Source organism: Bordetella flabilis, from assembly GCF_001676725.1.
Lineage (GTDB): Bacteria > Pseudomonadota > Gammaproteobacteria > Burkholderiales > Burkholderiaceae_B > Bordetella_C > Bordetella_C flabilis.
Map to the genome: position 1 here is coordinate 5,302,281 of NZ_CP016172.1, position 13,137 is coordinate 5,315,417.

Sequence of the window (13,137 nt, forward strand, 5' to 3'; positions counted from 1 at the left end):
TCGCCGTTGCATGCGAAGCCTTGATGACAAATAGATGGCAGAACCATGACGGCGACGGCGCGGTTCGCCGCTGCCCGGCGCGGACGAATACGGCGTGTGGCGCGGCGGCATCATCGCGTGGAGAACCAGACGATCAGCGCAACGCCGATGGCCAGCACCGCCGTCGCCACCGACCGCAGGCGGTTGCCGTGTTCCACGGCCTTGCGCAGACGCGCCAGTTCGACAAGCGTGGCGGGTTCCACGTTGGCGCGGTTCAGGTTTTCGTGCAGCAGGCGAGGCAGCGCCGGCAACAGTTGCGACCATTGCGCCGCTTCCTTCTCCAACTGCGTCCTGAATCCCGCCCAGCCCATGCGTTCGCGCATCCAGCGTTCCAGATACGGCTTGGCGGTCTTCCAGAGATCGAGGTTGGGGTCGAGTTCGCGGCCCAGCCCTTCGACATTCAGCAGCGTCTTCTGCAGCAGGACCAGTTGCGGCTGGATCTCGACGTTGAAGCGGCGCGAGGTCTGGAATAGCCGCAGCAGGACCTGGCCCAGCGAGATCTCGGAAAGCGGGCGGTCGAAATACGGTTCGCAGACGGCCCGCACGGCGCCTTCCAGTTCTTCTTCGCGCGTACCCGCGGGCACCCAGCCCGACTCGATATGCAGTTGCGCCACGCGCCGGTAGTCGCGGCGGAAAAAGGCCAGGAAGTTCTGCGCCAGATAGTTCTTGTCGAACTCCGACAAGGAACCGACGATGCCGAAATCCAGGGCGATATAGTGCCCAAGCGTCTCGGGCCGGTCGGACACATAGATATTGCCCGGGTGCATATCGGCGTGGAAGAAACCGTCGCTGAAGACCTGGGTGAAGAAAATCTCCACGCCGGTGCGCGCCAGCTTCTGGATGTCGATGTTGGCCGCGCGCAGCCGCTCGATCTGCCCGACCGGGATGCCGTACATGCGTTCCATGGTGAACACCGTGTTGGCGGTGAATTCCCAGATCACCTCGGGCACGATCAATATGCCGGCGCGGCCGGTATCGGCGCCGAAGTTGCGCCGCAGCTGGCTGCAATTGGAGGCTTCGCGCACCAGGTCCAGCTCGTCATGCAAGTACTTGTCGAACTCGGCCACCACCTCGCGGGGTTTCAGGCGGCGACCGTCGGGCCCCAGCCGTTCGATGATCGAGGCGACCATCCGCAACAAGGTCAGGTCTTTCTCGATGATGCCCAGCATGCCAGGGCGCAAGACCTTCACCGCGACCTCGCGGCCGTCGTGCAGGACGGCGAAGTGGACCTGCGCGATCGATGCGGAGGCTACCGGATCGACCTCGAAATGCTTGAACAGCACGGCGGGCGGCGCGCCGAGGGCGGCCTCGATGCACTGCGCCGCCTGCTCCGAGGGGAACGGCGGCACGCGGTCCTGCAGCAGCGCCAGTTCCGCCGCGATATCGGCCGGAATCAGGTCGCGCCGCGTGGAAAGCACCTGGCCGAACTTGACGAAGATCGGCCCCAGGGATTCCAGTGCACGCCGCAACCGCACCCCGCGCGGCGCGCGTGGACGGGTCCCCAAGCGGATGACACGCAGCACGAACGTGGCCAGCGGATGATTCAGGCTGGACAGCACCAGTTCGTCCAGCCCATAACGCAGGGCCACGACAACGATGCGGACGAAACGGAGAAAGGTCGTCAGCATCGCTCAGGTGCCGCCCTTGCCGCGATAGGAGGCCGCGCCGCGACCCGCTCCCAGGCGCCCGACACGGGCCTGCAGGGCCGTCGCGCGGGCATGCAGGGCCTCGATGGACGCCTGCGCCTGCGCCACGCCCTCGTGCCAGGCCTCCATCGAAGGCCGCGCCGTAAGCACCGGCTGCTCCTGCGACAGGTATTCCGCCAGATTGCTTCCCAGCCGCGACGCAGCATTGCGCAGCCCGGCCGACAGGGCGCGCGCGCCGCCCGCCAGGCGCATCGCGGGGATATCGCCGATCAGGCGCGCCATGTCGTCCTCGGCATCCCAGCGCAACTGGGCCGCCAGTTCGGCGACGACCTGGGCCAGGCCGGCATCGCCGGAAATATGCGTCATATCGGCGATGGCGTCGGCGCGCGCCCGCGCCGTGGCCGCCGGATCCGACTGCAGAGCGCCGTCGCCCGGGCCTCGCAGCAGCCGCACGACGCTGAACCGCGCCGGGTCGACCGTCAATGTCACGTCCGGCACGATGGCGCGGTCGGCGATGTCGGTGTAGCCCTCGCTGTCGATGGTCAGGCTCAGCTTGAACGCGCCGGCGGCCAGGCGCACGGTCTTGCCGCCATGCCGCGCCAGGCGCGCGCGCGCCCAGTCCTCGCGCCTCAACAGGGCGTTCAGCGCGCGCACGGGCAGACGCGTGGGATCGGGCAGAGCGGGTATGGGCAACATATGTACGGCAGGGGCGCCACGGCGCCGGGTCTGGGTCAGACCGCAAGTTTACCGGGTCTGCGGTACCGGCCTTGTCCGGCGGCCGCCCCGCGTCGGCATAAAAAAAGCCGGCCCACAAGAGCCGGCGTGAGGGCGGTTGCCCGAGCAAGGCAAACCGCGGAAGAAGTCAACGTAGCCCGGCGATCAGCCGGCGGCTTGCACGGGAATCTGCTGGATCCCGGCCAGCAGCCAGCCGCCTTGCGCAGGCTTGAAGAGATTCCAGACCTCCTCGAAGCGGAAGGCTTCGGCGCCTTGCTCTTCGCGCAGCATGCCGGAGAACCGGACGCTGGCCAGATGGCCGTCCGACACAGTCTCGATGCCCAGCATTTCCGCGTTCAGCAGCACCACTTCGGTACGGCTGGGAGCGCCGCGCCGCTCTTCCAGCTGGGGCTTGAGCTCGGATACCAGGTCATCGGTGAGGTACTCGCGCAGGCCTTCGGTATCACCCTTGTCCCAGATACCCTGGATGCGGACGAATTGCTCTTTGGACTGTTGCAGGAAGCGCTGCGTATCGAAATCGCCCGGAATAAACCAATTGCTATCCGTGCCCGCAGTCGCCGCGGCCGTGGTCGACGCGGGGGCCGCAGCGCCCACGGACGTACCGGAGGCCGGCAGCGCCTCGCGCCAGGCAGGCGCCGAAGTCGCATCGCGCTGGCCGGCCGCGCCATAGGCGCCTTGCATGGCCGGACGGGGCGCGCCACCGCGCAGGCGGCGGACGATGAACAGGACCGCGAAGACGACCAGCGCGATCAGCAGCAGGCTGCCCAGCATTTCGGCGAAGGCGGCCGACAGGCCCAGGTGCGACAGCAGCGCGGCAATACCCAGGCCGGCGGCGATGCCGGCGATGGGCCCCAGCCAACGCGAGGCGCCGCTACGCGCGCCAGCGGTGGCGGCACCCGCGGTGGCGGCGCCGGCGGCCGGCGCGGCCGCGGAACCCGCCTGGTTGGTGGCCGCGGGCGGCTGCGTCGCCTGCCGCTGCGTGGTCACGTTGGAAGATTGGCGCCCGAAACTGCCGCCTCCGCCAGCCCGGCGCGCTTCAGCGTCGAACGAGGTGGCGATCATGGCGATACCGGCAACGGCGACCAGCGCCGCAGCCACGAACCGACGATAAGAACAGCCTGACATGGTGTGCTCCTGTAGTACGTCTACCGCGCCGTCCCGCCCCCAAGGGCTGGTTGCAGCGCGGTGGGACCGCGCACATTGTGCCGATCCCCTCATTCACCTGGCTTCCGTTTTATCTTACAGAAACCTGAATGACTACAGAATATCCGACTTTGTCGAAGGTCACAAGCCGCCCCGTCCCTGGCGCCGCCGCGGCGCACAAGCACGTGCTGCCACGGCGCGCGTGGCAGGGACCCAGCGGGAGGCAGCGGTGCGGGGCAGACCGGGATCGGGCCGCGATTTCAGGCCTGGGGTTTCAGGCCAGCCGTACGCCTTCGTGCAGGGCGACGACACCGGCCGTCAGGTTGAAATACTGCACACGCTCCAGTCCGGCGTCGCGCAGCATGCCCGCCAGGGTTTCCTGGTCGGGATGCATGCGGATGGACTCCGCAAGATAGCGGTAACTGGCCTCGTCCCTGGCGACCTTGCGGCCCAGCCACGGCAGCACATTGAAGGAGTACCAGTCGTACACGGGCGCAAGCGGCTTGGCCACACGGGAGAATTCCAGCACCAGCAGCTTGCCGCCCGGCTTGAGCACCCGGCTCATTTCCGCCAGCGCACGGTCCTTGTGCGTCATATTGCGCAGGCCGAAGGCCACGGTGACGCGGTCGAAGTAGCCCGTGGGAAAAGGCAGGCGCTCGGCATCGCAGACCGCCACCGGCAGCAGCAGCCCGTCGTCCGCCAGCCGGTCGCGTCCCACGCGCAGCATGGAATCATTGATGTCGGTCAGCCACACCTGTCCTTCGGGCCCGGCGCGGCGCGCGAAGGCGCGCGCGAGGTCCCCCGTGCCGCCGGCGATGTCCAGCACCTTCATGCCCGGACGCACGGCCGCCCGGCCGATGGTGAAAGCCTTCCATATGCGGTGCATGCCACCCGACATGAGGTCGTTCATGACGTCGTAGCGCGATGCGACGGAATGGAAGACTTCAGCGACCTTGGCGGCTTTTTCGGCCTCGGCGACCGTCTTGAAGCCGAAGTGGGTGGTGCCGGACGACGACGATGTGTCCGCGGGCGGTACGGAAGGGTTCTGCATGGTGGATTTCCCGGATCAACGGGCTATGGTAGCCGATCGTGCCCGCGGACCGCCCGGGAGTCACATACCTGAAATATTACGGCCATACTATCGCAATGTTCGCGCCCTCCCCATCCGCACGCCACCTTACGCAGCAGCCAACATGTCCAGCACCATACTCGTCGTCGAAGATGAACCCGCCATCCAGGAACTGATCGCCGTGAACCTGTCGTTCGCCGGCCACAAGGTGCTGCGCGCCTTCGACGCCGATCAGGCCCAGACGCTGATCCGCGCCGAGCTGCCGGACCTGATCCTGCTGGACTGGATGCTGCCCGGCACCTCCGGGCTGTCGCTGGCGCGCAAGCTGCGCACCGAGGAACGCACGCGCACCGTGCCGGTCATCATGCTGACGGCCAAGGGCTCCGAACAGGACAAGGTGGATGGGCTGGAGGCCGGCGCCGACGACTACATCACCAAGCCGTTTTCGCCGAAGGAATTGATGGCGCGGATCAAGGCCGTGTTGCGCCGCCGCGCGCCCCAGCTGACCGACGATGTCATCGATGTGGGCGGCCTGCGGCTCGATCCCGTGACGCACCGGCTCAACGGCGGCGGGCACCCGCTGCAGATCGGTCCCACCGAGTTCCGCCTGCTGCACTTCTTCATGACCCACCCCGAACGCGTGTTCTCCCGCTCCCAGTTGCTGGACCAGGTCTGGGGCGACCATGTCTTCGTGGAGGAACGCACGGTGGACGTCCATATCCGGCGTCTGCGCAAGGCGCTGGAGCCGACCGGGCACGACGCGCACGTGGAAACCGTGCGCGGCAGCGGATACCGCTTCACCGCCCAGCTCCCCTTGGGCAAACCCGGCGCGCAATGATCTGGTTGCGTGCGGTTCTCCTGATCGTGGTGTGGGCGGTCCTGGCCGTCCTTGCCCAATGGCTCATCGGCGACCCGGCCGGCTGGCTGCTGATGTGCGTCGCGCTGGCCACCACCTTGCTGGCGCGCAGCGCCCGCATGCAGCGGGTGGCGCAGTGGGCGAACAATCCCGAAGCCGCGCCTCCGGCCGCTGTCGGGCCCTGGGACGATGTCCTGGCGCCGCTGTACCGGCATGTGCGGGCCCAGGCCCGCCAACTGGCGGAAAGCCGCGACGCGATGCAGGGCATGCTGGCCGCCGCACAGGCCCTGCCGGACGGCGCCGTCACTCTCAACGAGGACCTGCAGATCGACTGGTGCAACCGCGTGGCACGCCAGCATCTGGGGCTGCGCCTGCCGGCCGATCGCGGCAGCAACCTGCTGAATCTGGTGCGGGCGCCGGAGTTCATCGAATACAGCCGCCAGGCCGATTGGCCGGAGCCCATCCTGGTCAGGATGGCCGTGGGCAGCCAGGAACGTCTGCTGATGATGCAACTGACGGCCTACGCGCGCGACCAGCGCCTGCTGATCACCCGTGACGTGACGCAGATCGAGAAGCTGGAAACCACCCGGCGCGATTTCGTGGCCAATGTCTCGCATGAATTGCGCACGCCGCTGACCGTGCTGGCCGGCTTCCTGGAAACCCTGCGGGAAATGCCGGAAGACGCGCTGTCGGCGGACCAGCGGGGCCAGTACCTGACGATGATGCATGAACAGGCGCAGCGCATGCAGGCCATCGTCGCGGACCTGCTGACCTTGTCGACCCTGGAGTCCTCGCCCAATGCGGAGCCGCACCGCGTCCGCATGGCCGCGCTGCTGCAGACCGCGCGGCAGCAGGCCGAAGCGCTGTCCGCTGGACGCCACATGCTGGTCTGGCACCTCGACGAATCGCTGGACGTCCTGGGCGCGGAGAGCGAGCTGTCCTCGGCCATTTCCAACCTGCTGACCAACGCCGTGCGCTACACCCCGGACGAAGGCACCATCACCGTGCGCTGGGAGCGGCTGCCCGGCGGCAGCGCGCGCTACAGCGTGCAGGACACCGGCATCGGCATCGCGGCCCGGCACATCCCGCGGCTGACCGAACGCTTCTATCGCGTGGACCGCGGCCGCTCGCGCGCCGTCGGCGGGACCGGCCTGGGCCTGGCCATCACCAAGCACATCGCCATGCGCCATGACGCCGAACTGAGCATCGCCAGCGAAGTCGGCAAGGGCAGCACGTTCTCGCTGACCTTCCCCGCCGAGCGCGTCGTGGAGAACGAAGCCGCCTGAAGGGGCCGGCCTCGCAGCCGCGCGGCCAGGCCATCGTCATCGTCCCGCTGATGCCCATGGTCATGCCCATGGGACCGCCCGTGGCCTCGTCGCCGCCGCAGCGCGGCCGATTCGCCCTCCTGGGGGTGGGGCTACCCCGCGCGGGACCGCCCTGCCCTGGCATGATGGTTGCGCCCGTCGCCAGGTCCGGCAGGGTTGTCTCCGGGCGCCGTTACGCGCCCCACTGCCCCGCCGGCCCGCCGCCGTGGCGGTTTCATTTTGCATAGGGAGCAAGCAGCATGGCGCAGATCGTCCTGTTCGAGAATATCCATCCCAGCGGCGTCGCCGTGTTCCGCGACGCCGGCTACACGGACATCCAGACCTACGCCTCTTCCCTCCCGCCCGCGGAATTGCGCGCGGCGCTGGAAGACGCCGAAGTGGTCGGCATCCGGTCTCGCACTCACCTGGACGCCGGCGTATTCGAGCAATTCCGGCGCTTGCGGGTGGTGGGCTGCTTCTGCATCGGGACTAACCAGGTCGATGTGGACAGCGCCATGCGCCACGGCGTGCCGGTTTTCAACGCGCCCTTCTCGAACACCCGCTCCGTGGCGGAACTGGTGCTGGCCGAGGCCATCCTGCTGCTGCGCCGCATCCCGGAAAAGAACGAGCGCGTACATCACGGACACTGGGACAAGACGGCTTCCGGAGCCTTTGAAGCGCGGGGCAAGACCCTGGGCGTGATCGGTTACGGCAACATCGGATCGCAAGTCGGCACGCTGGCCGAAAGCGTCGGCATGCGCGTTATCTATCACGATGTGGAAGCCAAGTTGCCCCTGGGCAATGCGCACGCGGTCAATACCCTGGCGGAACTTCTCGCCCAGAGCGATGTGGTCACGCTGCATGTACCGGGCGGACGCAGCACTGCCAACATCATCAACGCCCAGACGCTGGCGCAGATGAAGCAGGGCGCCATTCTGATCAACGCGTCGCGGGGCACCGTGGTGGATATCGACGCCCTGCACGGCGCCCTGTCGTCCAGGCATCTGGCCGGCGCCGCCCTGGACGTGTTTCCGACGGAACCGAAAAGCGTGGACGAACCGCTGGCAAGCCCGCTGATCGGCATGCGCAATGTGATCCTGACGCCGCACATCGGCGGCAGCACCCAGGAATCCCAGGAAAACATCGGCCGCGAGGTCGCGGAAAAACTGGTGCGCTACCTGCAGACCGGCACCACCAAGGGCGCGGTCAACTTCCCCGAGCTGCCGTTCACCGAGCCCGCCGGCACCGCGCGCATCCTGCATATCCACAAGAACGTGCCGGGCGCGCTGGGCACGCTGGACAACCTACTCGCCCAGCATGGCTTGAACATACTGGCCCAGAACCTGCAGACGCAAGGCGAGATCGGCTATGTCATTACGGACGTCGATGGCGTCGTAAACGAGCAGATCATGACCACGCTGTGCAGCCATCCCGTGACGATCCGCTGCCAACGGATCTAGGGAACGGCCGCGGCGCCTTCTTCGGGCGCCATGGCGGCCTGCAGGCACGCAGCCATGCGCGCCGCCACCCCGGCCGGGTCCGCCGACCGCCGGATGACCACGCCGATCTCGCGTTCGAAGCCCGCCGCGCCCAGCGGGACCAGGCGCAGTCCTGCCGTATCCATATGCCGGGCATGCGGCATCAGTGCCACGCCCAGGCCGGCACGGACCAGATTGGCGATGGCGTCGATTTCGTCCAGCTCCACGGCCTCGTGCACGGCGATGCGGTGCCGGCGCAGGAAGGCGTGGACCAGGCGGCCGCCGAATGAAGCGCGCTCGTATCGGATAAAGGGCTGCGTGGCCAGCGCATCGCGCCAGGACATGTCGGCCATCGCGGCCGGCACGGCCAGGACCATGGGTTCGGCCAGCAACGGCTGCCAGGACAACTCGGGCGGCAGGTTGAAAGGCGGCCGGATCAGAACCGCGAGGTCGACCTCGGCGGCGTCCACCTGGCCGAGCAGGGCCAGCGAGACACCCGGCACGATGCGCACGCTGACGTCGGGAAACTCGGCGCGGAAAGCGCGCAATGCCCGGACCAGCAGGTCCTGTTGCACCGAGGCGATCGCCGCCACGCGCAAGGAGCCCGTGACATGGCCGGCACCGGCCTGCGTGACCATGCGGTCCACCAGGGCGAGTACATCCTCGGTTTGCGCCAGGATCTCCCGGCCCGCGGTGTTCAGCACGGCCGACCGCGCGGTGCGGTCGAACAGCGCCACCCCGACGAATTCCTCCAGGCGGCGGATCTGCGCGCTGACGGCCGACTGCGTCAGGCCCAGGCGCCGGCCGGCGCCGGTGAAACTGCCCTCGCGGGCCACCGCGACGAAAGTATGGAATTCGGCGAGCATCGAAATTTTTTATCCTAAGTACCAAAAAATATCGTTTTCCTATCAAAAAAACAATCTCTAAACTACGCAGCTGTTCTGTTCTCTTGGCGGGGCGCCTGCACGGTTCGTTGGTGCGCGCGTCGACGGTCCCGGGCGCCATGCGCCACCGAGGTCCTTCCGCCGGCCGCCTGTCCTATTGATCGCAATCCTGGAGTACCGAATGAGCGCCCAACCCGCCATGCCCCCCTTCCACCTGGCCTTTCCCGTGCGCGACATCGCCGAAGCGCGCGCCTTCTACGGCGATTTGCTGGGCTGTCCGGAGGGGCGCAGCGCCCCGGAATGGGTGGATTTCAACTTCTACGGACACCAGATCGTCGCCCATCTGGCACCCGACGAATGCGGGCACAAGCAGACCAGCGCCGTGGACGACCATGATGTGCCGGTGCGGCACTTCGGCGCCGTGCTGTCCATGGAGCAATGGGAATCCATGGCCGACAAATTGACCAAGGCAGGCACCAAGTTCGTTATCGAGCCGTACGTGCGCTTCAAGGGCGAGGTCGGCGAACAAGCGACCATGTTCTTCCTGGATCCGTCCGGCAACGCGCTGGAATTCAAGGCCTTCAAGAACATGGATTCCCTCTTCGCCAAGTAGGCGGGCTGGCGTGGACCTGGCCGGGCATCCCGCGCCCGCCTGGCGCATACATCCCCAGGGCGATCGCTGCCTGGTGCTGGTGTTCGGCGACGCCATCGACGCCGGCATCGGGCGCACCTGCCTGGGCGTCGCGCGCGCCTTGCGCGACGCCGCCCTGCCGGGCGTGACCGACGTCGTGCCCTCCTTCGTCGCCGTGGCGGTGCACTACGCACCCGGGCCGGACGGGCGCGGCCCGCGTTTCGCCGAGCTGGCCGGGCGCATAGAAGCGCTGCTGGCGCGCGGGATCCCCAGCGCCGACGCGGACGCGCGCGATATCGACATCCCGGTGTGCTACGGCGGTGAACATGGCCCCGACCTGCAGGAGGTCGCCCGCGCCGCCGGCCTGTCCACGGACGAAGTCATCGCCCTGCACACGCAGCCGGGCAGCATGGTGTACACGCTGGGCTTCGCGCCCGGCCATCCCTACATCGGCGTGCACGATGCGCGGCTGAACCTGCCGCGCCGCGCTTCGCCGCGGACGGCCGTGCCCATGGGTTCGGTCGCCATCGCCAATCGCCAGACCGTGATCTATCCCAGCCGGCTGCCGGGCGGCTGGAACATCATCGGTGCCACGCCGCTGCGCCTGTTCGACCCCGCGCGCGAGCCGGCAGCCCTGCTGCAGCCCGGGGACAGGGTCCGCTTCGTTCCCATCGATGCCGCCACTTTTGCCCGCATGCGCGCCCAGGAGCAGGACGGCGACGCCAAGGCGGGACCGCCATGAGCATTACGGCATTGAAGCCCGGCCTGCTTTCTTCCTTCCAGGACCTGGGGCGCGTGGGCTACCAGCACCAGGGCATTCCAGTGGCCGGCGCGATGGACGCCCGCGCGCACCGGCTGGCCAGCCTGCTGGTGGGCAATGACCCGGCACGCACCGCGACGCTCGAAATGACGCTGCAAGGCCCGCTGCTGCGCTTCGACGCACCGGCCTGTTTCGCGCTCGCCGGGGCCACGCTGGGCGCCGTGCTGAACGGCGCGCCCATACCCGTCAACCGGCCCTTGCTGGCCCGGCCCGGCGATGTACTGGGCTTCGGCCCCGCCGCGCCGGCCGACGGCGGGCCGGGGGCCGGCACTTCGCCGGGCGCCCCCGCCGGCGTACCGGGCCTGCGCGCCTACCTGGCCGTGCATGGCGGCTATGCGCTGCCACGGGTGATGGGCAGCGAAAGCACCTACCTGCGCAGCGGCTTTGGCGGATATCACGGCCGTGCCCTGGCCAAGGGCGACGTCATCGGGCTGCGCGCCGCCTTGGACCCCGCGGCGCTGGATGCCCTGGAACAGGCGCTGTGGGACACGCGGCTATACCTGCCGGCGCCGCTGATACCCCAGCTGCGAACCACCGTGCGAGCCCTGCCGGGGCGCCAGTGGGCCGATTTCACGCGGGCATCGCGCAACGCATTCACCAGCCAGGCATATCGGGTGACGCCGCAGTCCGAGCGCATGGGCTACCGATTGGCTGGACCGGAGCTGGCCATGCAGTCGCCCCGGCAGATGCTGTCGGAGGCCACCTGCTTCGGCACGGTACAGGTGCCGGCCGACGGCGCCCCCATCGTATTGATGGCGGACCGGCAGACCACCGGCGGCTATCCCAAGATCGCCCAGGTCGCAACGATCGATCTGTCGATGCTGGCACAGACCGCGCCGGGCAGCACCATACGCTTCGAAATGATTACCATCGACGATGCGCAGCGCCTGGACGGCGAACGGGAAACCGCCTTCGCGCGCCTGGCGGCGGCCCTGGCGCCGCTGCGCGAGCAATACGCGCGCAGCGTAATAGCCGACGCGGCGCCGTAGCGCCTCATCCACAACCGAACAGACGGAGCAATGCCATGGCCTTATCGATCGACTTGAACTGCGACATGGGCGAAAGCTACGGCGCCTGGCGCATGGGCAACGACGAAGGCGTACTGCAGTACGTGTCGTCGGCCAATATCGCCTGTGGCTTCCATGGCGGCGATCCCGGCACCATGCGCCGCACCGTGGCGGCCGCCCTGGCGCGCGGCGTGGCGCTGGGCGCGCACCCCAGCCTGCCGGATCTGGCCGGTTTCGGGCGCCGCGTCATGCAGGTCAGCCCGCAGGAAGCCTATGACATCGTCGTCTACCAGCTCGGCGCCCTGGCCGGCGTGGCCGCATCGCAGGGCGCCCGCCTGCATCACGTCAAGGCGCACGGCGCGCTGTACAACATGGCCGCCAAGGACCGGAAGCTGTCCGAAGCGATCTGCCGCGCCATACGGGATGTCGACGCCAGCCTCGTCATGTACGGCCTGGCCGGCAGCGAGCATGTCCGCGCGGCGGCGGAAGTCGGGTTGCCCGTGGCGCAAGAGGTCTTTGGCGACCGATCCTACCAGGACGACGGCTCGCTGACGCCGCGCAGCCATCCCGGCGCGATGATCGAAGACGTGGACACCGCCGTCGCGCAGGTGCTGCGCATGGTGACCGAAGGGAAGGTGCGCTCGGTCAACGGCAAGGACGTGCCGGTCCAGGCCGATACGCTATGCATCCACGGTGACCAGCCGGGCGCGCTGGACTTCGCCAACGGCATACGGGCGGCGCTGGAAAAAGCCGGCATCGCCGTCCGGACGACCGGCCAGGCCTAGGCGTCCGGCGCACGCCGGCGATCAGGCAGGAAGGTCGCCGGCGGGCGGATAGACCGCTTCGGCATAGGCCCGCAACACCATCGGCAGGATCCAGTGCGCGCATTCGCGCCGCAACGCCGCAGCCACCGCGAAGTCGCGCCGGTGCAGCGCGTCGATGACCCGGTCCACGTAGGATGCGGACGCGCGCACGTCCGAATAGCCACGCCGGAGCAGGTTGTAGCGCAACGGCTCGCAGCGCTCGTTCAGCCGGTTCACGGCATCGCTCAAGGGCTTATTACAGACGAAGGCAACGATTTCCACGAATGAATTGCGCACCAGCTTCAGATAATCGATGACAGCCCGGTCGGGGTCGCAACGCGCCAGGCGATCCTGCAGATGGCGTTCGCGCTTCAGCAAGGGCGCCAGGTCCTGCTGCTCGGCCAGTTCCATGATGGCGTAGGCCTCCAGCTCGGCGCGCAGCAGGTAAAGCTGGCGGATTTCGCGTTCGGTGTACAGCACGACCCGGAAGCCACGGCGTTGGGCATGCGTGGCCAACCCATTGAGTTCCAGGAGACGCAAGGCTTCGCGGATGGAGCTGCGACTGGTGCCGAAACGGCGCTCCAGTTCCTGCTCCCGCAAGGGCTGCCCCGGGGCCAAGGTGCCGTCGATGATCATTTGACGGATCTGCTCGTACAGCACGTACGGGATCGTCGCCAGCGCATTGATTTCCATGGGTCTCCTCGGTGCCGGGATGGATATCC

Annotated in this window: 13 protein-coding genes; 7 read left to right on the forward strand and 6 right to left on the reverse strand. The window is 68.0% G+C overall.

What is annotated here, in order from left to right; all coding sequences use genetic code 11:
- Positions 1–110: 110 nt before the first annotated feature.
- The 4 genes from ubiB to ubiE all read right to left on the reverse strand — a co-directional run bounded on the left by ubiB (position 111) and on the right by ubiE (position 4,614).
- Positions 111–1,667, reverse strand: a complete 1,557-nt coding sequence (ubiB, locus tag BAU07_RS23615; RefSeq protein WP_157122415.1) for a ubiquinone biosynthesis regulatory protein kinase UbiB — start codon at positions 1,665–1,667, stop codon at positions 111–113.
- Positions 1,668–1,670: 3 nt separating this feature from the next.
- Positions 1,671–2,381: a ubiquinone biosynthesis accessory factor UbiJ gene (locus tag BAU07_RS23620; RefSeq protein WP_066663254.1), complete on the reverse strand. Its 711-nt coding sequence runs from the start codon at positions 2,379–2,381 to the stop codon at positions 1,671–1,673.
- A 183-nt stretch (positions 2,382–2,564) separates the two neighbouring features.
- Positions 2,565–3,545: a Tim44 domain-containing protein gene (locus BAU07_RS23625; RefSeq protein ID WP_066663256.1), complete on the reverse strand. Its 981-nt coding sequence runs from the start codon at positions 3,543–3,545 to the stop codon at positions 2,565–2,567.
- A gap of 292 nt (positions 3,546–3,837) precedes the next feature.
- Complete coding sequence (ubiE, locus tag BAU07_RS23630) at positions 3,838–4,614, reverse strand: bifunctional demethylmenaquinone methyltransferase/2-methoxy-6-polyprenyl-1,4-benzoquinol methylase UbiE (protein ID WP_066663258.1); 777 nt, start codon at positions 4,612–4,614, stop codon at positions 3,838–3,840.
- A gap of 142 nt (positions 4,615–4,756) precedes the next feature.
- Between ubiE and phoB the strand changes: the two genes are divergently transcribed.
- The 3 genes from phoB to serA all read left to right on the forward strand — a co-directional run bounded on the left by phoB (position 4,757) and on the right by serA (position 8,252).
- Positions 4,757–5,470: a phosphate regulon transcriptional regulator PhoB gene (gene phoB, locus BAU07_RS23635; protein WP_066663260.1), complete on the forward strand. Its 714-nt coding sequence runs from the start codon at positions 4,757–4,759 to the stop codon at positions 5,468–5,470.
- On the forward strand, positions 5,467–6,774 hold the full coding sequence (gene phoR / locus BAU07_RS23640) for a phosphate regulon sensor histidine kinase PhoR (RefSeq protein WP_066663262.1): 1,308 nt from the start codon (positions 5,467–5,469) through the stop codon (positions 6,772–6,774). Before phoB ends, phoR begins: the two co-directional genes overlap by 4 nt.
- Before the next feature lie 278 nt (positions 6,775–7,052).
- Positions 7,053–8,252: a phosphoglycerate dehydrogenase gene (gene serA, locus BAU07_RS23645; protein ID WP_066663265.1), complete on the forward strand. Its 1,200-nt coding sequence runs from the start codon at positions 7,053–7,055 to the stop codon at positions 8,250–8,252.
- Here the strand turns inward: serA and BAU07_RS23650 are convergent.
- Positions 8,249–9,136 (reverse strand): LysR family transcriptional regulator, encoded by an 888-nt coding sequence (locus BAU07_RS23650; protein ID WP_066663269.1) that lies wholly within the window; start codon positions 9,134–9,136, stop codon positions 8,249–8,251. The two genes, serA and BAU07_RS23650, sit on opposite strands and share 4 nt — an antisense overlap.
- Before the next feature lie 199 nt (positions 9,137–9,335).
- Here BAU07_RS23650 and BAU07_RS23655 point away from each other — a divergent pair, with 199 nt between their 5' ends.
- The 4 genes from BAU07_RS23655 to BAU07_RS23670 are packed head-to-tail and all read left to right on the forward strand — an operon-like array spanning position 9,336 to position 12,397.
- Positions 9,336–9,767: a VOC family protein gene (locus BAU07_RS23655; protein ID WP_066663272.1), complete on the forward strand. Its 432-nt coding sequence runs from the start codon at positions 9,336–9,338 to the stop codon at positions 9,765–9,767.
- A gap of 10 nt (positions 9,768–9,777) precedes the next feature.
- Positions 9,778–10,527 carry a 5-oxoprolinase subunit PxpB gene (gene pxpB, locus BAU07_RS23660; protein WP_066663274.1) on the forward strand — a complete coding sequence of 250 codons (750 nt, stop codon included), beginning with the start codon at positions 9,778–9,780 and terminating at the stop codon, positions 10,525–10,527.
- Positions 10,524–11,594, forward strand: coding sequence for a 5-oxoprolinase subunit C family protein (locus BAU07_RS23665; protein ID WP_066663277.1), 1,071 nt, complete (start codon positions 10,524–10,526; stop codon positions 11,592–11,594). The genes pxpB and BAU07_RS23665 overlap by 4 nt, the downstream gene beginning before the upstream one ends.
- A 35-nt stretch (positions 11,595–11,629) precedes the next feature.
- The gene (locus BAU07_RS23670; RefSeq protein ID WP_066663280.1) at positions 11,630–12,397 is read left to right on the forward strand and encodes a LamB/YcsF family protein; all 768 of its coding nucleotides are present in this window, start codon (positions 11,630–11,632) and stop codon (positions 12,395–12,397) included.
- 21 nt (positions 12,398–12,418) lie between these two features.
- Here the strand turns inward: BAU07_RS23670 and BAU07_RS23675 are convergent, their stop codons facing one another.
- Positions 12,419–13,108 (reverse strand): GntR family transcriptional regulator, encoded by a 690-nt coding sequence (locus BAU07_RS23675; protein ID WP_084025949.1) that lies wholly within the window; start codon positions 13,106–13,108, stop codon positions 12,419–12,421.
- Positions 13,109–13,137 lie beyond the last annotated feature (29 nt).

Bases quoted from the DNA above. Each gene is read 5' to 3' on its own strand.
- BAU07_RS23620 (WP_066663254.1), bottom strand. From the start codon at position 2,381: ATGTTGCCCATACCCGCTCTGCCCGATCCCACGCGTCTGCCCGTGCGC.
- BAU07_RS23650 (WP_066663269.1), bottom strand. From the start codon at position 9,136: ATGCTCGCCGAATTCCATACTTTCGTCGCGGTGGCCCGCGAGGGCAGT.
- BAU07_RS23665 (WP_066663277.1), top strand. From the start codon at position 10,524: ATGAGCATTACGGCATTGAAGCCCGGCCTGCTTTCTTCCTTCCAGGAC.
- ubiE (WP_066663258.1), bottom strand. From the start codon at position 4,614: ATGCAGAACCCTTCCGTACCGCCCGCGGACACATCGTCGTCGTCCGGC.
- phoR (WP_066663262.1), top strand. From the start codon at position 5,467: ATGATCTGGTTGCGTGCGGTTCTCCTGATCGTGGTGTGGGCGGTCCTG.
- BAU07_RS23625 (WP_066663256.1), bottom strand. From the start codon at position 3,545: ATGTCAGGCTGTTCTTATCGTCGGTTCGTGGCTGCGGCGCTGGTCGCC.
- phoB (WP_066663260.1), top strand. From the start codon at position 4,757: ATGTCCAGCACCATACTCGTCGTCGAAGATGAACCCGCCATCCAGGAA.
- BAU07_RS23675 (WP_084025949.1), bottom strand. From the start codon at position 13,108: ATGGAAATCAATGCGCTGGCGACGATCCCGTACGTGCTGTACGAGCAG.
- serA (WP_066663265.1), top strand. From the start codon at position 7,053: ATGGCGCAGATCGTCCTGTTCGAGAATATCCATCCCAGCGGCGTCGCC.
- BAU07_RS23670 (WP_066663280.1), top strand. From the start codon at position 11,630: ATGGCCTTATCGATCGACTTGAACTGCGACATGGGCGAAAGCTACGGC.
- BAU07_RS23655 (WP_066663272.1), top strand. From the start codon at position 9,336: ATGAGCGCCCAACCCGCCATGCCCCCCTTCCACCTGGCCTTTCCCGTG.
- ubiB (WP_157122415.1), bottom strand. From the start codon at position 1,667: ATGCTGACGACCTTTCTCCGTTTCGTCCGCATCGTTGTCGTGGCCCTG.